The sequence below is a fragment of the Streptomyces sp. NPDC003300 genome (genome assembly GCF_040610915.1).
Classification (GTDB): Bacteria; Actinomycetota; Actinomycetes; order Streptomycetales; family Streptomycetaceae; genus Actinacidiphila.
On sequence record NZ_JBEXNE010000026.1, the window covers coordinates 46,530 to 65,204 of the forward strand.

The window sequence follows — 18,675 nt, forward strand, 5'->3', positions numbered from 1 at the left end:
AGGGCCCCGCCCGTACCCCGTACCCCGTACCCCGTACCCCGTACCCCGTACCCCGTCACCACTGAGCCGCACCCGTACCCCGTCATCGCCCCGGACATCCGTCCCCCTGCGACAGGAGTTCCGTCATGGCCTCGGCCACCACCGCCGCGTCCCCGCCCGCGAGCCGCGACGGCTCGCCGGTCAGCAAGCGGCCAGACCTCGGCCTGCTGCTCCTGCTGGCCGCGACCTTCATGATCGCGCTCGACATCTTCATCGTGAATGTGGCGATCCCCTCCGTCCAGAACGACCTGCACGCGGGCACCGCGTCGATCCAGTGGGTGGTGGCGGGCTTCGGCCTGGCCGTGGCCACCGGGCTGATCACGGCGGGCCGGCTCGGCGACGTCTTCGGCCGCAGACGGATGTTCACCGTCGGGCTCGCGCTGTTCACCGCCACCTCGGCGGCGTGCGGATTCGCCCCCACCGCAGGGACGCTGGTGGCGGCGCGGGTCCTCCAGGGCCTGTCGGCCGCGCTGATGAGCCCGCAGGTGCTGTCGATTCTCCAGACCGCCTACACCGGCAAGGCGCAGGCCCGCGCCTTCAGCATGTACGGGCTGACGATGGGCGTCGGCGCGGTCTTCGGGCAGCTCATCGGCGGTCTGCTGATCAAGGCCGACGTGCTCGGCCTCGGCTGGCGGGCCTGCTTCCTGATCAACCTCCCGGTCGGGCTGCTCGCCCTGGCGCTGGTGCCGCGCGCCCTGGCCGAGTCGAGGGCGCCGCAACGGCCCCGGCTGGACCTCACCGGCGTGGCGCTGTCCACCGCCGCTGTCGTCGCGCTCGTGCTGCCGCTGATCCAGGGGCGTGCGGCGGGCTGGCCGCTGTGGACCTGGCTGTGCCTGGCCGCGTCCGCCGTGCTCGTCACCGTCTTCGTCCGCCACCAGGACCGGCTCGGCCGCCGAGGCGGCGACCCGGTGCTGAACACGGACCTGTTCCGGCAGCGCGGTTTCGGTCCCGGCTCCCTCGCGCAGTTCGTCTTCTGGAGCGGGCAGGGCTCGTTCTTCCTGATCCTCGCCCTGTACCTCCAGGCGGGCCGCGGCCTGAACGCCCTGCACTCGGGCACGGTCTTCCTGGCGATCGGCGGCGGCTACCTGCTGACCTCGACGAACGCGCACCGCATCGCGGCCAGGCTCGGCGGCCGTACGGTCCCGGCCGGAGCGCTGGCGATGGCCGCGGGGCTCGGTCTGCTGTGGGAGGCGGCGCACCGCTCCGGGACCACCGGCAGCCTGTGGGAGCTGGTGCCGGGGCTCGTCATGGACGGCGTCGGGATGGGCATGGTGATCGCCCCGCTCACCCACGACGCGCTGGCCACCGTCCCGCCCCGGCTCGTCGGCTCGGCCTCCGGCGTGGTGGCCACCACGCAGCAGATCGGCGGCGCGCTCGGCATCGCCCTGATCGGCATCATCTTCTACGGCGCGGTCGGCGACGGCGCGCCCGGCGGTTACCCGCACGCCTTCCGGATGGGGCTGGTGTTCCTGCTCGGCCTCGAACTGGCGCTGGCGGTCCTGAGCTTCGCCGTCCGGCGGCGCGAGGCGGCTCGGTGAGCCGAGCCCTCGGGCGGCACGGGTAAGGGGCGACCACCTGGGTGGTCGCCCCTTACCCGTCGTCAGATCGACATGTCGTCAGATCCGGCGGAGCCGCACCACGGGAATGTCCCGGTCGGTCTTCTCCTGGTAGTCGGCGTACGGCGCGTACACATCGAGCAGGTGCGGCCACACCCGGGCCTTGTCCTGCGGCGACAGCGTCTCGGCGCGGGCGGCGAAGCGCTCGCCGAGCACCCGCAGGTGGACCTCGGGGTTGTCGCGGACGCTCAGGTACCACAGGGGGTGCTCGGGGGCGCCGCCCTTGGAGGCGACGATCAGGTAGTCGTCGCCGTCCCGGCCGTAGATCAGTACGGTACGCAGCCACGCGCCGCTGCGACGGCCCTGGTAGTCGAGGAGCAGGCAGGGCGAGCCGTTGAGGTCGGTGCCCTCGGTGCCGTTGGACTCCTCGTAGCGGCGGGCCTGGTCGGCCACCCACTTCTCGGGGCTGACCTTCACCGCGGCGGGGTCATAAGACGTCATGCGTGTGTGCCTTCCAGAGGGTTCGAGTAGCACCCAGCGTAGGGCGGGCGCGCCGCAAACAGGGCGTACGGAGCGGTCACAGGCCCGGCGCGCCCCAGACGGGGAACCAGCGCGACAGGTCGTCCTCCAGCCGGAGGTCATTGGTGACCAGGGCTCTGACCTGGAGTTCCAGCGCGTTGTCCCGCTTCTCGCCGGGCAGCGGGGCGAAGGGGTAGAAGGAGCCGCGCTTGTAGAGGTAGACCAGCGCCACCGAGCGGCCCGCGGGGTCCTTGAACCCGAGCAGCGAGCAGAGCAGTTGCGGGCCGAAGCCGCGTTCCTCCAGGGCGGAGTTGATCGCGTGCAGATCGGTGACGAGGTCGGTCATCTCGGCGGGGTCCTTGCGGGCCAGCAGCCAGGTGTAGCCGTACGAGTCCTGGCTGGCCTCCGCGCCGACCAGGGCCCGCAGGTCCTGCTGGATCTCGGCGAAGGCGCCGCCCTCGACGGCCGCGAAGCAGACCGAGCCGAGGCCGGTGGGCCGCAGCTCGCTCGCCGCTTCGAGGGTGATGGCGGCCGAGGTGAGGCCGAAGAGCTGATCGAGGTCGGGCTTGACCGGCTTGCTGCGGCCGAGGATGACGTCCAGCAGACCCATCAGTGGCGGTCCAGTTCGAGAGTGATGCGGCTGAGCTGCTCCAGCCGCTGCTCAAGGGAGGGGTGGGTGGACAGCAGCTTCGAGAAGGCGGAGCCTCCGCCCTTCGCGCTCAGCGCGGGCGCGAAGTAGAAAGCGTTGAAGGGCTCCGCCTTGCGGAGGTCCTTGGTGGGGATCGCGCCGATCTGCCCGGTGACCTTGGTCAGTGCGGAGGCCAGCGAGGAGGGGCGGCCGGTGAGCAGCGCGGCGCTGCGGTCGGCGGACAGCTCGCGGTAGCGCGACAGCATCCGGGTGAGCAGGAAGCTGATGGCGTAGACGACCGCGCTGACCAGCGGGATCGCCACGGCGAGCACGGCGGTGCCGGGGTCGCGCGCCCGGCGGAAGCCGCCGTAGAGGCCGATCCGGGTGATGACACCGGCGAGGATGCCGAGGAAGGAGGCGATCGTCATGACCGCGACGTCCTTGTGGGCGACGTGGGACAACTCGTGGGCGATGACGCCCTCCAGCTCGTCCGGCTCCAGGCGGCGCAGCAGCCCGGTCGTGGCGCACACCGTGGTGTTCTTCTTGTTGCGACCGGTGGCGAACGCGTTCGGCACGTCGGAATCGGCGATGGCGACCTTGGGCTTGGGCATGTCGGCGAGCGCGCAGATGCGGTCCACGACGCCGTGCAGCTCCGGCGCCTGTTCGGGCGTGACCTCCTTGGCGCCCATGCTGAAGGCGGCGATGCGGTCGCTGAACCAGAACTGCGCGATGAAGAGAACTCCGGCGATCACGAGGATCAGCGGCCAGGATCCGCGCAGCAGCGCCAGCAGCGCGCCGACGAAGACGACATAGAGCAGACCGATCAGGAACATCGTGACCACCATGCGCGTGGTCAGCCCCCGGTCGGGCGCGAAGCGGTTGCGGTCCATGGCCCCTCCCGAGACATGCGGGGCGCGGACCACTGGCGGCGGTCCGTCGTACCTCGTTGTCGAGTGTGCACCTGTTCAACGACTACGACGAGCCCGTCGGTTCCGCTCAGGCCCTCACATCGAGCACCAATTTGCCGAAGGTTTGCCGGGCCCGCAGCTCCTCATGGGCCCTGACCGCCTCGGACAGCGGATATACCCCGCCGAGTCGGGGTACGAGGCGGCCCGCCGCGGTCATCTCCAGCAGCTCGGCCATCGGCTCGCGGTACATCCCCGGACGGCCGAGGCAGTGCGTCAGCCAGAAGCCGACGACCGCGCGGGAGCGGGCCATGAGCTGTGCGGCCTGGACCGGTGTCGGGGGCGTCCTGGAGGCCAGACCGTACGTGACGAGGCGGCCGAACGGCGCGAGCGCGGCGAGCGAGGCGTCGAAGACCGGGCCCCCGGTCATCTCCAGCACGATGTCGACCTTCTTGCCGCCGTTCGCCTCGACGAGACGGTCCTTCAGGTTCTCGGGGCCGGAGTCGACGGCGACGTCGGCGCCGAGTTCAAGCGCGAGGTCCCGCTTGTCCTCGGACGAGGCGGTGGCGATCACCCGGCCCGCGCCGAAGGTCTTGGCGAGCTGGACGGCGAGCGAGCCCGTACCGCCGGCCGCCGCGTGCACCACGACGCTCTCGCCGTCGGCCAGGCGTCCGGAGGTGCGCAGCAGGTGCCAGGCGGTGAGGCCCTGGACGACCAGGGCGAGCGCCTGCCCGTCGGTGACCTCGTCGGGCACGTCGTGGGCCAGGTACTCCTGGACGACGGCCTTCTGGGCGTAGCCGCCGTTGTCGGTGAGGGCGACGACCCGGCGGCCCTCCGCGGTGCGGCCGACCACCTCGGCGCCGGGGACCATCGGGAGCGTGGAGCGCGAGAGGTAGGAGTTCTCGACGGTGTGCGTGTCGGCGTAGTTGATCCCGGCGGAGTCGACGTCCACGAGGAGCTGGCCCGGGCCTGCCACGGGGTCGGGCAGCTCGGTCTCCCGCAGCACCTCGGGACCGCCGAATTCGGTGATCTGGATCGCGCGCACGTCGGCTCCTCAGCGTGGTGGGGCGCACCCTGCGGGTGCTTTCCTGGCGTCCGCCGGTGTGTCCCGGTGTCCGCTCCGCCGATATTACCGACTGGTTGGTATGTCGCACACCGCTTGGGCACACCGCTTGGGCACGCCGCAACGCGTTCCGTCGCGCACTCCACCACGGCACCGCCGCCCCCGCCGGTGCGCTCAGGCGGCGGGCACCGGCACGGGCGGCGGCGGGCCGACGTACCGCGCGGACGGCCGGATGATCTTGCTGTCCTCGGCCTGCTCCAGGATGTTGGCGCTCCAGCCGACGACGCGGGCGGCGGCGAAGGTGGGTGTGAACATCTCGCGCGGCAGCCCGCAGAGCTCCATCACGACGCCCGCGAAGAACTCGACGTTGATGTGCAGCTCGCGGCCGGGCTTCAGCTCGGCGAGCAGCGCCTCCGCGCGGGCCTCCACCTGCACCGCGAAGTCCACCAGGTCGCCGCCGAAGCTCTGCGCGATGCCCTTGAGCATCCGCGAGCGCGGGTCCTCGGTGCGGTACACGGGGTGGCCGAAGCCCATGATCCGCTCGCCCGCACCGATGTGCTCCCGCAGCCAGCCGTCGATCCGGTCGGGCGTGCCGATCGCGTCGAGTGTGTCGAGCGCGCGGCTGGGCGCGCCGCCGTGCAGCGGCCCGGACAGCGCGCCGATCGCGCCCACCAGACAAGCGGCCAGGTCCGCCCCCGTCGAGGCGATCACGCGGGCGGTGAACGTCGAGGCGTTGAAGCCGTGGTCGACGGTCGAGATCAGATAGCGCTCGACGGCGCGGGCTCGTACGGGCTCCGGCTCCTCGCCGGTCAGCATGTAGAGGTAATTCGCCGCGTACGGCAGGTCGTCGCGCGGCTCGACCGGCTCCAGGCCCTGGGCGAGCCGGTGCAGCGCGGTGAGCAGGGTGGGCACCACCGCGCAGGCGGCCAGCGCGTCGGCGCGGCGGCGGTCGGGCGTGAGGTCGTACAGCGGGCGGAATCCGGCCGAGGCGCCGGTCAGCGACAGTGCGGTGCGCAGCCCCGCGAGCGGTCCCGACAGCGCGCTGGCGCGGGCGATGGCCGGGAGCGCGTCCGCCACGTCGGCGGGCAGGTGCCGCAGGGCGGCGGTCCGCGCGGTGAACGCGGCACGCTCGGCCGCGTCGGGCAGCGCGCCGTGGAACATCAGGTGCCAGACGTCCTCGAAGCCGCGGCTCTCGGCCAGCTCCACGGCGGAGAACTCGCGGTAGTGGTAGAAGCCTTCGAGCCCGCGGACGTCGCCGATGGATGTGTCGGTGACGATCACGCCCTTGAGACCGCGGGGTACGTCGATCGGGGCGTTCTGCTCGGTGGTCGGCATCGTGTCCTCCTTGGGTATTGACTCGACTCTCCATGATTGATTTAAACTCTGTCAATGTTGATTGAATCAATGTGAATGAGCTGAGCACTATGGATACGGTGAGCCCATGACGGATCAACCGGCGGACCGGATCAGCACCCGGGAGGCCGCCCGGCGGCTCGGCGTGAAGCCGGAGACGCTGTACGCGTATGTCAGCCGCGGCCTGCTCGCCAGCCGACGGGCCGAGGGCGGCAGGGGCAGCACCTTCGACCCGGACGAGGTCGAGGCCCTGGCCCGGCGCGCACGGCCCGCGGCGGCCGGTGCCGACGGACCCTCGGACAGCGGGGGCGGCGGGGGCGGAAACAGTGCCTGGGTCCGTATCCGTACCGGCGTCACTTTGATCGAGGACGACGGCCTCTACTTCCGCGGGGTCGACGCGACCGGGCTGGCCACGGCGTACGGCTTCGAGGAGGTCGCCGAGTGGCTGTGGACCGGGGTGCTGCGGCGCGGGGTCCGCTTCACCGCGCCCGAGCCGCTGTTGAAGGCCGCCCGCAGCGCGGGCGACGCGCTGCCCGCGGGCTGCGGTCCGATGGACCGGCTGCGGGTCGCGGTCATCGCGGCGGCCACCGCGGATCCGCTGCGCTTCGATCTGTCGGAGGAGGCCGTGCTGGGCACGGCGCGCAGCCTGATCCCGACCCTGGTCGGCGCGCTGCCGCCGCTCGGCCGGCCGCATTCGGGAGAGAGCGGGCTGGCCTGGCGGCTGTGGTCGCGGCTGACCGAGCGGCCCGCCGACGAGGCGTCGCTGCGGGTGCTGGACGCGGCGCTCGCGCTGCTCGTCGACCACGACCTGGCCGCCTCGACGCTGGCCGCGCGGGTCGCCGCCTCGGCCCGCGCGCACCCCTACGCCGTGGTGTCCGCCGGACTCGGCGCGCTGGACGGGCCGCTGCACGGACAGGCCAGCGCCCTGGCCCACCGGACGCTCGCCGAGGTGCTGGAGCGCGGCGGCGCGGGTCCCGTCGTCGCCGAGCAACTGCGCGCCGGTCGGCGGATCCCCGGCCTCGGGCACCGCCTCTACCAGGGCGAGGACCCGCGCGCCCGGCTGCTCTTCCATCTGCTCGGGCAGGTGCCCGCCGCCTCCGACGCGCTGGCCGCGGCCCGCGACCTGGCGGCGACGGCCGCCCGCCACACCCCGCTGCACCCCAACGTCGACCTGGCCCTCGCGGTGCTCTCGGTCTCCGCCGCGATGCCCGCGGAGGCGGGCGAGACGGTCTTCTCCGTGGCGCGCACGGCGGGCTGGATCGCGCACGCCCTGGAGGAGTACCAGGAGCGCCCGCTGCGGATGCGCCCCAGCGGCACCTACCAGGGACCGCCGCCGCCCCAGCCGCTGCCGTGACGGCGCGCGGTCGCCTCCCACGGGCGGATGACCGCCGACGCCGCCCTCAGCGGAGACCCGGGCCTCGGCCGGAGGCTGGGCCCCGGCCGGAGTCCGGGCCGGGCCGGGACCCGTCGTCAGACGCCGGTCAGACGGGGGATGCGGCCGACCAGTTCGGCCCACTCCGTGTCCTTCTGGCCCGGCACCATGCGGCCCGCGGACCGCCACTGGTCGGCGAGTTCCGCGAAGACCGGTGCCTCCGTGCTCTGCAGAACCGTTCCGGCACGGGAATAGCGCCATGGCTGGTGACCGTCGCCCGCGCCGTCGGCGCCGTCGTCCTGCGGAATCCACTGCGTTGCTGCCATAGCCCGACCAACGACTCCGACGGGTCGGACGCCACTGCACACCCCGCCCGCACCACTCGTATGAGTGAACTCTCCGGGGTCCGCGGCACCCGCGGCGACGGCAGGAATTTCCGGCGGGCGCCGCCCGTTGTGGGGGCATGAGCACTGTGGAGCTGACCAAGGAGAATTTCGACGAGGTCGTGTCGTCGCACGATTTCGTCCTCATCGACTTCTGGGCCGCCTGGTGCGGGCCGTGCCGGATGTTCGCACCGGTCTACGACAAGTCGTCCGAGAAGCACCAGGACCTGGTCTTCGCGAAGGTCGACACGGAGGCGCAGCCCGAGCTGGCCGCGGCCTTCCAGATCCAGTCGATCCCGACCCTGATGATCGTCCGTGACAAGGTCGCGGTCTTCGCGCAGCCGGGAGCGCTGCCCGAGCCCGCCCTGGAGGACGTCATCGCGCAGGCCCGCGCCCTCGACATGGACGAGGTGCGCAAGTCGGTCGAGGAGGCCCAGCAGAGCTCCTGACGGGCCCGCCCGCCACCGACGCGACAGCGAGGGACATCCGGGGCCGCGCCCCCGGCCCGCGGCGAGCAGGATTCGCCGCCGGGCCGGAGCGCGGCCCTTGCGCTGCCGTGTCGTCGGCCCGCCGGGGTAACGCGGCCGGGCCCGTGCGCGACACCGTCCGCGGGCCCGCCCTCCAGGGCATTGTCAGTGGTCGCGTCTAGGCTCCGATGGTGGGTACAGCCATCGCCGCCGTCGCGCGGATCGCCGCCGTGCCCGACCCGGTGGGGTCGGGCGGGCGGCTGCGCGCGCTCGGGGAGGACGGGACGGCGGCCGGGGAGGTCGATGTCGTACGGGACCTGGCCGCTGAGGTCGCGCGGCGGGAGGCCGAGCAGGCGCCGCGCTGGGTCTGGGCGGCGACCGACGAGGTGTATCCGTGGCTGCTCGACCGGGGGTCGGTGCGCACCGCGCGCTGCCATGACGTGAAGCTCGTCGAGTCGCTGCTGCTCGGGCAGGAGGGCAGGCACCGCAGGCCCCGGTCGCTGGGGGCGGCGTGGGCGCGGCTGCACGGGCTGCCCGAGCCCGAGGACGCCCCGGAGCCCGGCGCGGACGACCAGCCGGTGCTGTTCGCCGCCGACCGGCGTCATCTCCCGCGGGATCTCGATCCGTTGGCCGCGCTGGTCGAGGTGCACGCGGCGCAGCAGCGGCGGATCGCCGCGAGCGAGCACCCCGACCGGATCCGGCTGCTGTGCGCGGCGGAGTCCGCGGGCGCGCTCGCCGCGGTCGAGATGGGCCGGGACGGGCTGCCGTGGAGCGCAGAGGTGCACGACGAGTTGCTGACCGGGCTGCTCGGCCCGCGCCCCGCGGGTGGCGCACGGCCCGCGCTGCTGGGCGAGTTGGCCGCCCGTATCCAGGACGCGCTCGGACGTCCGGTCAACCCCGACTCCCCCGCCCAGATGCTGCCCGCCTTCGCCCGCGTCGGCGTGCATCTGACGTCGACCCGCTCGCACGAGCTGCGCGAGGTCGGGCATCCGGCGGCCGGGCTGCTGCTGCGCTACAAGGAACTGTCCCGGATTCACGCCGCGCACGGCTGGGCCTGGCGCGAGAGCTGGGTGCGCGACGGCCGCTTCCGCGCCGAATACGTGGTGGGCGGCGTGGTGTCGGGCCGGTGGGCGACGCGTGGCGGCGGCGCCCTTCAGATCCCGCGGCTGCTGCGCTCCGCCGTCGTCGCCGACCCCGGGCACCGACTGGTGGTCGCCGACGCCGGGCAGCTGGAGCCGCGGGTGCTGGCCGCGATGTCCGGTGACGCCGGGCTCGCGGCGGCTGCCGCGGAGGGCGATCTGTACGCGGCGCTGGCGCGGAACGCCTTCGGCGGCGACCGGCCGCGCGCCAAGATCGCGCTGCTCGCGGCGATGTACGGGCAGACCAGCGGCGAGGCGGGCCAGCTTCTCGCGGTGATGCGCCGCCGTTTCCCCGCCGCCCTCGCCCTGGTGGAGGCCGCGGCCAGAACGGGCGAGGCGGGCGGGATCGTACGGTCGCGGCTGGGCCGTACGTCGCCCGCGCCGTCCGCCGACCGGTTCCTCGACGAGAGCGCCGACCCCGGCGACGGCGCGTCCCCCGACCGCCGCGCGGCCCGGTCCTGGGGCCGCTTCACGCGCAATTTCCTCATCCAGGCCAGCGCCTCCGACTGGGCCTTGGCCATGCTGGCCTCGCTGCGCCGCCGGCTGACCGCGATCGGGCCGGAGCCCCAACTGGTCTTCTTCCAGCACGACGAGGTGATCGTGCACGCCCCGACCGAGCTCGCGCCCGCCGTCGAGGCGGCGGTGACGGCGGCCGGTGACGAGGCCCGCCTCCTGGTCTTCGGCTCCGCCCCGGTGCCGTTCCCGCTGGAGACGCACGCGGTGGCGTGCTACGCGGACGCCAAGTAGCCCGGCGGCAGGGTCACTTGTCACCCGCCGCGTCGGATTCCGCCGTCGCGGCGGCGGAATCCGCGTCGTCCACCAGCTTGCGCATACGGGCGAGTTCGGAGTCCGAGGGCGCGGAGGAGTCGCTGCCCGCGGATGCGCCCGCCGACACGGCGGCCGAGGTGTCCGCCGACGACGCCGGTGCGGACGTACGGCCGGAGTGTCCGCAGCCGGTCACCAGCGCCCCGGCGATCGCGCAGGCGGCCAGCACGGCGCCGCCCCGCTTACGGCCGCCCTTTCGCGACGCGGCGCCGCTCACTTCGTGCCGCCCTTCGCCGTGAAGTCCTGTGTCCCGCACCAGGTGCGGACGGCGTCCAGGTCCGTGCTGCGCCGGTTGAGGGTCGGCACCAGCGACTTGCGGAAGGTCAGCTTGTCCTTGAGATACGTGGCCACCGCCGTGTCACCGGCCGTGTTCGCGTTGTCGACCCGCTTCTGGAGCCGGGCGACGGAACCGCGTTCCGTGGCAGGGCCGTTGAGCCGGGCGAGCGCGCGGTCGATACGGGCGTCGATCTTCGGCAGCCGCTTGCACAGGGCGCGGGCGCCGTCCCCGGTCGGGGCCTTGTGGACCTTCGGGGTCCTGGACGCGGCGGACGGGTCCGTCGACGGTGCGGCGGACGGGGCGGCCGCCGGTGCCGAGGACGGGTCGGCAGACGGTGCGGCCGACGGGCTCGTGGCGTCCGCGACGGCGGTGCCGGCCGCGGCGAGCAGGGCGGCGAGCGCGGCGGCTGTCGCCACGGCGGTGCGAGTGGGGCGCATGGGTTCCTCCCTGAGGGTTTCGGCACCGGTCGCGGTGCCCGTCAGAGCCGGAGGTTAGGAACCGTCTTTGTGGAAACCTTGTGACCGCGCGACAGGCCCGCGACGACCGGCCGGACCGCAACTGCCGTGCACCCCGCGAACCTTGCACGTGGCCCGGTCCGACCGGTGACCCCCGCGCGGAACCCGAGGCAGGCGGTGCCCGGTGCGGTCCGCGGCCCTACGGCCGCTCCCCCGTCGACGCGCCCGCCAGCCAGTCCCGGCCGCCGGGCAGCGGGCGCTCCGACGTGCCGAGCGGCAGCACCACGGTGAAGCGCGCGCCGGGACCGCCCGGCCGGTCGCCGACGGTGATCCGCCCGCCGTGCAGGGCGATCTGCTGCCCGACCAGGGCGAGGCCGAGCCCGGAGCCAGGGCTGTCGGGGCGGCGGCGGAAGCGCTGGAAGATCTCCCGCCGGGCGGCGGGCGGCACTCCGGGCCCGTGGTCGGCCACGGTCAGTACGACAGAGGGGCCCGCCGGGTCGGCCCCCGGTGAGAGCGTCACCTCGATCAGCGCCCCGCCTCCGCTCCCCGTACCGCCGCCGGGCCCGTGCCCGTCCCCGTCCCGACTCGCGCCGTGCACCGCCGCGTTGACCAGCAGATTGTCGACCGCCGAGCGCAGCCCCTGCGGCCAGCCGTACACGCGCAGGCCCGGCCGCGCGGTCAACTCCACGCGTACGTCGGGGCGTTCGCGCCGCAGGTCGGCCACGGCGGCGTCCAGCACGTCGGCGAGGTCGACCGGCACGAAGGCGTCGGCCTCGACCAGGTCGCCCTGGGCGAGGGCCCGCAGCATCACCAACAGGCCGAGCAGCCTGGTGTGTTCGCCGCGCAGGTCGGCGATGATCTCGGCGCGTTCCGCGGGATCGGGCTCGGGACGGCCGTCCAGGACGTCGAGGTTGATGCGCATGCTCATCAGGGGGTTGCGCAGTTCGTGGGAGGCGGCGGCGGAGAAGGAACGCGCGGTGGCCAGCGCCTCGGCCGTACGGGCGGCCTGTTCGTCGTAGCGCGCGAGGACGGTCTGGAGCGTGCGGGCGAGTTCGTCGACCTCGGTGACGCGGGTCGGCGTGTGGTCGAGGCGGGCGGCGCTGGTGCGCGGGTCGATGCCCCCGGCGCGGCGCTGGAGCCGCCGCAGCGGGAGCGCCGCGCGGGTGACGGCGAGCCAGGCGGCGGCGCCCGCGACCGGCGCGGTGAGCAGCGCGACGGTGAGGATCCTGCGGCGCACCCGGCTGATCTGCTCCTGGCCCGCGGTGTCCGGCGAGAACAGCCACAGGGTGCCGGTCGCGGCGGGTCGCACGACGGACAGCGGTACGGCGAGCACCCGCCAACTGCTGCCGTCCGCACGGAAGGTGACGGGCCGTACGGCGTCCGCCGCGGCGGGCAGCGGCCGGCCGTCGGTGGGCTGCGGGCCTTCGGTGACGGTGCCCTCGGTGCCGGTCACGCGGATGCCGACGTCGAGCGCGGCGGCGAACAGCTTGCGCTGACGGGCCTGTTCGACCTCGGCCGACCGGTCGTTCGCCATGGCCCGCAGCAGATTGCGGGCGTCGGTGCGGACGGCGGCGGCCCGGTCCCGCAGGTGCGCGTCGGCCTGCGCGTGGACGTCGTGGCCGACCAGCCGGACCATGATCCAGCCGGAGGCGAGGACGAGCAGCGGTACGAGGACGGTGATCGCCAGCGCGATCCGGGTGGACAGCCTCACGACGCGCCGTCCCGTACCCCGGCTCGCCGCTGTTCGCGTCCGTCGGCCCGCAGGACGAATCCCACGCCCCGCACGGTGTGCAGGATGCGGGGCCTGCCGCCCGCCTCCAGCTTCTTGCGCAGATAGCTGACGAAGGTGTCGACGGCGTCGGTGCGGACCTCGAAGTCGTATCCCCAGACCCGGTCGAGGAGTTGGTCGCGGGTGAGCACGAGACCGGCGTTGCGGGCGAGGATCTCCAGGAGTTCGAACTCCCTGCGGGTCAGCTCCAGCGCCCGGCCCTCGCGGGCGGCGGTGCGGGCGGCCGGGTCGAGGACGAGGCCGCAGGCGCGGACCTGGCCGTCGGGGCGCGGCGGCCGGCGGCGCAGCAGGGCGTGCAGCCGCAGGACGAGTTCTTCGAGTGCGAAGGGTTTGACGAGGTAGTCGTCGGCGCCCGCCTGGAGTCCCGCGACCCGGTCGGCGACCTCGTCGAGCGCGGAGAGCACCAGCACCGGCAGGTCGTCGCCGCCGGCCCGCAGGGTCCGGCAGACCTCGATGCCGTCCACGTCGGGCATCGATATGTCCAGGACGAGGATGTCGGGCGGGGTACGGCTCAGCAGGTCGAGCGCGGCGGCGCCGCCGTCGGCCTCGGTGACGGCGAAGCCGCGCAGCCGCAGGGCGCGGCCGAGTGAGCGGCGGATCGCCGCGTCGTCGTCCACGACCATGACGCGGCCGGGGCCGGGGCCGGGACCGCGGTCGGGCTCGGAACCGGGGCCGCCGCTCGCCTCCGGGCCGTTCGTGTGCGGCATCGGATCTGTCATCGGAACATGCCTCCGCTCCCCGGCCGTCGCATGGTGCATCGCGGGAACCATGCCTACACGGCCGGGGAGCGGAGAGCCATCGGGGGGTGGCGCCCCCGCCGTCGCGGCGGGGCGCCACCCGGATCACTCGGGCGGTGTCACCCGCCGTACTGCGCGAAGGTGCGGGTGAAGTCCCACGCCTGCTGGGAGACGCCGGAGCAGGTGTCGTCGTTCGGGTAGCCGCCGGGGCAGGGCCGGTCCCGGTTGGCGGACCAGAAGGTCAGCCGGGCCAGGTGGTGCTGCTGGGCGTAGGCGAGGATCGTGCGGAAGTCGGCGACGGTGACGGTCTCGCTGTTGTCGGTGATGCCGTTCATCGACGAGATACCGCTGTGCCGGTACGCCTGGTCGTCGGTGTAGCCGTACGCGTTCTTGAGGGCGTTCTTCAGGCCGTCGGTGGCCTTGGTGGTGAGGTTGCCCATGTTCTGGCCCGCGCCGCCGAAGTCGAACGGCATGATCGTCCAACTGTCGACGGTCAGCCCGGAGGCGGCGGCCTTGTTGATCAGGCCGGTGTCGGGGCCGCTCTGCCCGGTGCCGATGGTGACGTACTCGACGATGCCGGGATTGTTGGCCTTGATGGTCTTGAGCGCGTCGACCGTGCGCTGCTGGACGGTGCCGTTGCTGTAGGCGCTGGCCTCGATGTCGATGTCGATGGCCTTGAGGCCGTAGGCGTTGATGACCTTCTGGTAGGCGCCCGCGAGCGCACTCGCGCTGGTGCAGGACTCTTCCAGCTTGTTGCCGCTGTAGCCGCCGAAGGACGGGACGACGTCGCCGCCCGCCGCCCTGATCTTGTTGATGGTGTTCTGGTCGACGCCGCCGGTCAGCGCCCGGCCGCCGTCCCACTGCGGGTTGCAGGTGCCGTTGCTGAGCACGAAGGCGAGCGTGAACCACTTGACGCCGGTCGCGTTCATGATCGTCGTCGGGTCGGGCGGGTTGCCCCAGCCGTTGTAGAGGTACGGCGCGACGGCCTGGACGCCGGTGCCGCCGGACGGCGGCGGGGTGGTCGGCGGGGTGCCGCCGCCGGTGGGCAGCGTCCACTTCTGGTTGGCGGAGCCCGCGCAGTCCCAGATCTGGAGCCGGGTGCCGTTGGCGGAGCTGGGGCCCGTCGCGTCCAGACAGCGGCCTGAACCGGCGTTGACCAGCGTGCCGTTGCTCGACGTCCACTTCTGCGCGTTGGTGCCGTTGCAGTCGTAGAGCTGGATCTGGGTGCCGTTGGCGGTGCCCGCGGCGGTCACGTCCATGCACTTGCCGAGGGCGCGCAGGGTGCCGTCGGAGGAGACGGTCCACGCCTGGGCGGCGCTGCCGTTGCAGTCGTAGAGCTGCACGGCGGCCCCGTTGGCGTTGCTGCCCGAGGCCACGTCGACGCACTTGCCGCCGTAGCCGGTGACGGCGCCGGTGGCGTCGGCGCCGGACGCCTGGCTGATCCCGAGGGCGGTCAGGGCTCCCGCGGCGAGCGCGGCGGTGGCCAGGAGTGTGGTGGTCTTTCGCATCTGCCGGATTCCTCTCATCAGCCGGTCACGGTCCACTTCTGGTTGGCGGTGCCCGCGCAGTCCCAGATCTGGAGCCGGGTGCCGTTGGCGGAGCTGTTGCCGGAGGCGTCCAGGCATCTGTTGGAGGCCGGGTTGACGATGTCGTGGGCGGCGCTCACGGTCCACTTCTGCGCGTTGGTGCCGTTGCAGTCGTAGAGCTGGATCGGTGTGCCGTTGGCGGTCCCGGCCGCGGTGATGTCCATGCACTTGCCGAGGGCGCGGATGGTGCCGTCGGAGCCGACCGTCCAGGACTGCGCGGCCGAGCCGTTGCAGTCGTAGAGCTGCACGGCGGCGCCGTTGGCGCTGCTGCCCGAGGCCACGTCGACGCACTTGCCGCCGAGGCCGGTGATGGCGTGTCCCGTGCCGGTGCCCGGTCCCGAGCTGTCGCTGGTGGTGACGTGCACGTAGTCCACGACGAGCTGCTGCGGGAAGGTGGTGCTGGAGTTGGGGTCGCCGGGCCAGTAGCCGCCGACCGCGAGGTTGAGCAGCAGATAGAAGGGGTGGTCGAACACCCAGCGGTTGCCGCCGAGGTCGGCGGACGTACGGGTCTGGTAGACGTTGCCGTCCACGGACCACTTGATGGAGTTCGGCGCCCAGTCGATGGCGAAGGTGTGGAAGGCGTCGGAGAAGCTCTGTCCGCCGGGGAGGGTGTATCCGGCGCCGATGCCGGCCGAACCGGAGTAGCCGGGGCCGTGGATGGTGCCGTGCACGCTGCCGGGCTCGAAGCCGACGTTCTCCATGATGTCGATCTCGCCGCTGTTGGGCCAGCCGACCGAGCCGATGTCGTTGCCGAGCATCCAGAAGGCGGGCCACATGCCCTGGCCGCGCGGCAGCTTCATCCGGGTCTCGAAGTGGCCGTACGTCTGGGTGAACTTCTGCGGGGTGGACAGCCGCGCGGAGGTGTACTGGCAGGACCCGTACCAGCACTGGTAGTTGGCCGGATTCTCCTTGCGGGCGGTGATGACGAGGTTGCCCTGGCCGTCGAGCGCCGCGTTGTGGGTACCGCTGGTGTAGTACTGGCGCTCGTGGTTGTTGACGTTGTCACCGGTCTCGTAGCCCCACTTGGAGCTGTCGACCGCGCTTCCCGCGGGGCCGTTGAAGTCGTCGGTGAAGGTGGCGGTGGCCGCCACCGAGGCGGTGTCGAGCCTGCTCGCGGTGGCTTGCGGGGACGCGGTCTGTTGCAGCCAGCCGCACAGCAGCAGTCCTGCGGCGGCCAGCAGCGCGAGGGGGCGTATGCGTCGGGTGGGGGGTGATGCCGACATTGCCGGACTCCTCGGTCGGGTCGTCAGAAAACGGTTTTGGGCATGCTCCTGACAGACAGTGAGGTGCGGGGCACCCTGGGAGACTTCCCTTACGTCTTAGTTCAGGACGTGATTTAAATGGCGGGACTGAGGGGAGTCAAGGCTTCCGGCAAAGGTACGTACCTTAAAGTTCGCGGCGCTTGACGAGCACGGCGAGCACGACCACGCCGGGGATGAGCGGCAGCCAGGTGGTGACCAGGCGATAGCCGAGCACGGCGGAGGTCGCGGCGACGGCGGAGGCCCCGGCCGTGACCAGCGCGAGGGCGAGCGCCGCGTCCAGCGAGCCGAGCCCCGCCGGGGTCGGCAGCCAGCCCGCCGCGGTGCTCGCGAAGAAGTACGCCACCAGGATGCCGCTGACCGGCACCGGGGCGTGGACCGCCTTGACCACGGCGACGACCACCGACGCGTGCATGGCGGGGAAGGCCAGCGAGCCGCCCCACAGGCACGCCACGCGCGCCCGGTCGCGGTGCAGGGTCCGTACGTCGTCGGCCACCGACGCCAGGAAGCAGCGGGCCCGGTCGCGCGCGCGGCCCGCGTACCGCGAGGCCACGAACGCCAGCACGACCAGCACCAGCGCGACCGCGCCGATCACCATGGGGTCGGCGGGCAGCACGAATCCGTCGGGGGCCAGCCGGTGCACTTGCAGAGCGTCGGGGAAGAGCGCGAGCAGGACGAGCAGCAGCGTCACCCGGCCGATGGCGGCGGCCGAGGCGCGGACGGCGAGCGCCGCGAGCGACCGTGTCGGCGTCATGCCGTGCCGCACCAGGAAGCGCAGATTGACGGCGTTGCCGCCGACGCCCGCGGGCAGGACGTGGTTGGCCGCCGAGGCCGCGAACTGCGCGGCCAGCAGCCGGCCGGGCGGCAGCGACATGACGACCGCGCCCTGCTGGGCGACGGCCGAGCAGACCCACGTCATGCACGCGGCGAAGACCGCGACGGACATCCACTCGGCGTCCGCCTGGCCCAGCCGCCCGGCGCTGTCGCCGATCATCGGCCACTTGCTGACGGCGAGCGCCGCGACCGCGGCCACCGGCAGCAGCATGGCGGCGGACCGCACCGAATTGCGCTGCCAGAGCGCACCCTCGTCACGGGCGATGGACACGGTGACTCCTCGTCGCATGCGGTACGACGGCCGGGGCCGCCGGGGGACGGTGCGCGTAGCAGTGCGGGAAGTGGGACGGTTTGTCCAGACTAGGTGCCTTCCGGGGCGGCGTCGTACCGGCACAGGGCCACCCGGGTCAATCGTCGGACCCGCGCGCCGCGACGGCGAGGGTCCGTCAAGGGCCCCTTTTCCCGGCTGCCTTGGGGGTCCGGCCACGCCTGGAGTCTGCCCGCGTACGGTGAACGGCGCGCAGACCGTGACTGTCGCCATGTCCCCGGTCGGGTGACTCTCCACCGCCGCGGGATTAGCTCCGGAGAGTGCCGCGCATGGGCGCGGCGGACGGCGCGGAAGCCGAGGTCACCGGCGGGTTCCCGCCATGGCGCCGCGGCGGTCGTCGGAACGGTCGCCGGGGCGCGCGCTCAGCGGGTCGGGTCGGACCGCCCACCGAAGCGCCCACCGGGGCGCGGTCACCAGGTCAGGAACGCCTCGTAGGCGGGCGCGAGGGTGTCGGTGAGGGTCCGGCCGCGGACGCTGACCGCCGGACGGCCCAGTTCGGCGACGGCCGGTGCCGGGGCGGCGGCGCGGCGGTCGGGGAGGTCGCCGCAGTCCCAGAAGCCGCCGTCGGGGGCCGAGCCGTCGTCCGGGGCCGGGTCGTCGTCGAGGGGTACGGGCGGCGGGCCGTTGCGTACGGCGTCCAGGACGGCGCGGCGGTCCCGGCCGCGCCAGGTGGTGAGCAGGAACGGTTCGTCGTCGAAGGCGGCGCCGAGCGCGGCGAGTACGGCGGTGAGGTGGGTGCAGGGCAGCGCCCAGTCCGGGCAGTCGCACTCCAGGACCGGCTCGCCGTCCCCGGCCGGGAGCAGCGGCAGCCCGGCCCTGGCGAAAAGGGCGTCGGCGTCCGGCGGCAGCTCGCCGTCCAGGAGTTGCTCACGCGCGTCGGAGTCGGCGACGAGGGCCCGCTCGGCCCGCCGCCACTCGGCGTCGGTCAGCACCGGCAGTTCGATCCGCACCGTCCACGGCGTCGGCGCGCCGTCCCGTACCCGGGCGGTGACCAGCCCCGGCTCCACCGCGAGTCCGGTGACGCGCCCCGACGCCGGGCCGCGCGCGTACCCGAGCCCCGCGAGCCGGGCGTCCAGCCGTGCGGCCCACGTACGGCCCCCGCTTCCCGCCCCGGTCATCCGCTCACCCCCGCTACGGTCCCCGCCGCGCCCGTACACCCAC

18 protein-coding genes are annotated in these 18,675 nt (G+C 73.4%); 4 read left to right on the forward strand and 14 right to left on the reverse strand.

What is annotated here, in order from left to right; translation table 11 throughout:
* Positions 1 to 125 precede the first annotated feature (125 nt).
* Positions 126 to 1,577 (forward strand): MFS transporter, encoded by a 1,452-nt coding sequence (locus ABZX65_RS29720; protein WP_355346704.1) that lies wholly within the window; start codon positions 126 to 128, stop codon positions 1,575 to 1,577.
* Between the two features lie 78 nt (positions 1,578 to 1,655).
* On the opposite strand, the gene ABZX65_RS29725 is transcribed toward ABZX65_RS29720, so the two are convergent.
* From ABZX65_RS29725 to ABZX65_RS29745, 5 genes are all read right to left on the reverse strand, one after another.
* A complete protein-coding gene (locus ABZX65_RS29725; protein WP_355346707.1) occupies positions 1,656 to 2,096 on the reverse strand; it encodes a nitroreductase family deazaflavin-dependent oxidoreductase in 441 nt (146 codons plus the stop codon).
* 76 nt (positions 2,097 to 2,172) lie between these two features.
* Positions 2,173 to 2,724 carry a hypothetical protein gene (locus ABZX65_RS29730; RefSeq protein ID WP_355346710.1) on the reverse strand — a complete coding sequence of 184 codons (552 nt, stop codon included), beginning with the start codon at positions 2,722 to 2,724 and terminating at the stop codon, positions 2,173 to 2,175.
* Positions 2,724 to 3,632, reverse strand: a complete 909-nt coding sequence (htpX, locus tag ABZX65_RS29735; protein WP_355346713.1) for a zinc metalloprotease HtpX — start codon at positions 3,630 to 3,632, stop codon at positions 2,724 to 2,726. Before htpX ends, ABZX65_RS29730 begins: the two co-directional genes overlap by 1 nt.
* Before the next feature lie 106 nt (positions 3,633 to 3,738).
* A complete protein-coding gene (locus ABZX65_RS29740; RefSeq protein ID WP_355346716.1) occupies positions 3,739 to 4,692 on the reverse strand; it encodes an NADPH:quinone oxidoreductase family protein in 954 nt (317 codons plus the stop codon).
* Positions 4,693 to 4,884: 192 nt separating this feature from the next.
* Positions 4,885 to 6,045 carry a citrate synthase/methylcitrate synthase gene (locus ABZX65_RS29745; RefSeq protein ID WP_355346719.1) on the reverse strand — a complete coding sequence of 387 codons (1,161 nt, stop codon included), beginning with the start codon at positions 6,043 to 6,045 and terminating at the stop codon, positions 4,885 to 4,887.
* Between the two features lie 106 nt (positions 6,046 to 6,151).
* Between ABZX65_RS29745 and ABZX65_RS29750 the strand changes: the two genes are divergently transcribed.
* Positions 6,152 to 7,417 carry a citrate/2-methylcitrate synthase gene (locus ABZX65_RS29750; protein WP_355346722.1) on the forward strand — a complete coding sequence of 422 codons (1,266 nt, stop codon included), beginning with the start codon at positions 6,152 to 6,154 and terminating at the stop codon, positions 7,415 to 7,417.
* 116 nt (positions 7,418 to 7,533) lie between these two features.
* On the opposite strand, the gene ABZX65_RS29755 is transcribed toward ABZX65_RS29750, so the two are convergent.
* The gene (locus ABZX65_RS29755; protein WP_355346725.1) at positions 7,534 to 7,761 is read right to left on the reverse strand and encodes a hypothetical protein; all 228 of its coding nucleotides are present in this window, start codon (positions 7,759 to 7,761) and stop codon (positions 7,534 to 7,536) included.
* Positions 7,762 to 7,898: 137 nt separating this feature from the next.
* On the opposite strand from ABZX65_RS29755, the gene trxA reads away from it, so the two are divergent.
* Together trxA and ABZX65_RS29765 are read left to right on the forward strand one after the other, a co-directional pair.
* On the forward strand, positions 7,899 to 8,267 hold the full coding sequence (gene trxA, locus ABZX65_RS29760; RefSeq protein WP_355346728.1) for a thioredoxin: 369 nt from the start codon (positions 7,899 to 7,901) through the stop codon (positions 8,265 to 8,267).
* A gap of 206 nt (positions 8,268 to 8,473) precedes the next feature.
* On the forward strand, positions 8,474 to 10,171 hold the full coding sequence (locus ABZX65_RS29765) for a bifunctional 3'-5' exonuclease/DNA polymerase (protein WP_355346731.1): 1,698 nt from the start codon (positions 8,474 to 8,476) through the stop codon (positions 10,169 to 10,171).
* A 13-nt stretch (positions 10,172 to 10,184) separates the two neighbouring features.
* Here the strand turns inward: ABZX65_RS29765 and ABZX65_RS29770 are convergent, their stop codons facing one another.
* The 8 genes from ABZX65_RS29770 to ABZX65_RS29805 all read right to left on the reverse strand — a co-directional run bounded on the left by ABZX65_RS29770 (position 10,185) and on the right by ABZX65_RS29805 (position 18,632).
* Positions 10,185 to 10,466: a hypothetical protein gene (locus ABZX65_RS29770; RefSeq protein ID WP_355346734.1), complete on the reverse strand. Its 282-nt coding sequence runs from the start codon at positions 10,464 to 10,466 to the stop codon at positions 10,185 to 10,187.
* The gene (locus ABZX65_RS29775) at positions 10,463 to 10,963 is read right to left on the reverse strand and encodes a hypothetical protein (protein WP_355346737.1); all 501 of its coding nucleotides are present in this window, start codon (positions 10,961 to 10,963) and stop codon (positions 10,463 to 10,465) included. Before ABZX65_RS29775 ends, ABZX65_RS29770 begins: the two co-directional genes overlap by 4 nt.
* A gap of 217 nt (positions 10,964 to 11,180) precedes the next feature.
* The gene (locus ABZX65_RS29780) at positions 11,181 to 12,692 is read right to left on the reverse strand and encodes a HAMP domain-containing sensor histidine kinase (RefSeq protein ID WP_355346740.1); all 1,512 of its coding nucleotides are present in this window, start codon (positions 12,690 to 12,692) and stop codon (positions 11,181 to 11,183) included.
* Positions 12,689 to 13,393, reverse strand: coding sequence for a response regulator transcription factor (locus ABZX65_RS29785; protein ID WP_355346825.1), 705 nt, complete (start codon positions 13,391 to 13,393; stop codon positions 12,689 to 12,691). The genes ABZX65_RS29780 and ABZX65_RS29785 overlap by 4 nt, the downstream gene beginning before the upstream one ends.
* Positions 13,394 to 13,626: 233 nt before the next feature.
* Positions 13,627 to 15,015 carry a ricin-type beta-trefoil lectin domain protein gene (locus tag ABZX65_RS29790; RefSeq protein WP_355346743.1) on the reverse strand — a complete coding sequence of 463 codons (1,389 nt, stop codon included), beginning with the start codon at positions 15,013 to 15,015 and terminating at the stop codon, positions 13,627 to 13,629.
* 17 nt (positions 15,016 to 15,032) lie between these two features.
* Complete coding sequence (locus tag ABZX65_RS29795; protein WP_355346746.1) at positions 15,033 to 16,316, reverse strand: family 16 glycosylhydrolase; 1,284 nt, start codon at positions 16,314 to 16,316, stop codon at positions 15,033 to 15,035.
* Between the two features lie 163 nt (positions 16,317 to 16,479).
* The gene (locus tag ABZX65_RS29800) at positions 16,480 to 17,457 is read right to left on the reverse strand and encodes a lysylphosphatidylglycerol synthase domain-containing protein (protein WP_355346749.1); all 978 of its coding nucleotides are present in this window, start codon (positions 17,455 to 17,457) and stop codon (positions 16,480 to 16,482) included.
* A 467-nt stretch (positions 17,458 to 17,924) separates the two neighbouring features.
* Positions 17,925 to 18,632 (reverse strand): hypothetical protein, encoded by a 708-nt coding sequence (locus ABZX65_RS29805; RefSeq protein WP_355346752.1) that lies wholly within the window; start codon positions 18,630 to 18,632, stop codon positions 17,925 to 17,927.
* Positions 18,633 to 18,675: the final 43 nt, after the last annotated feature.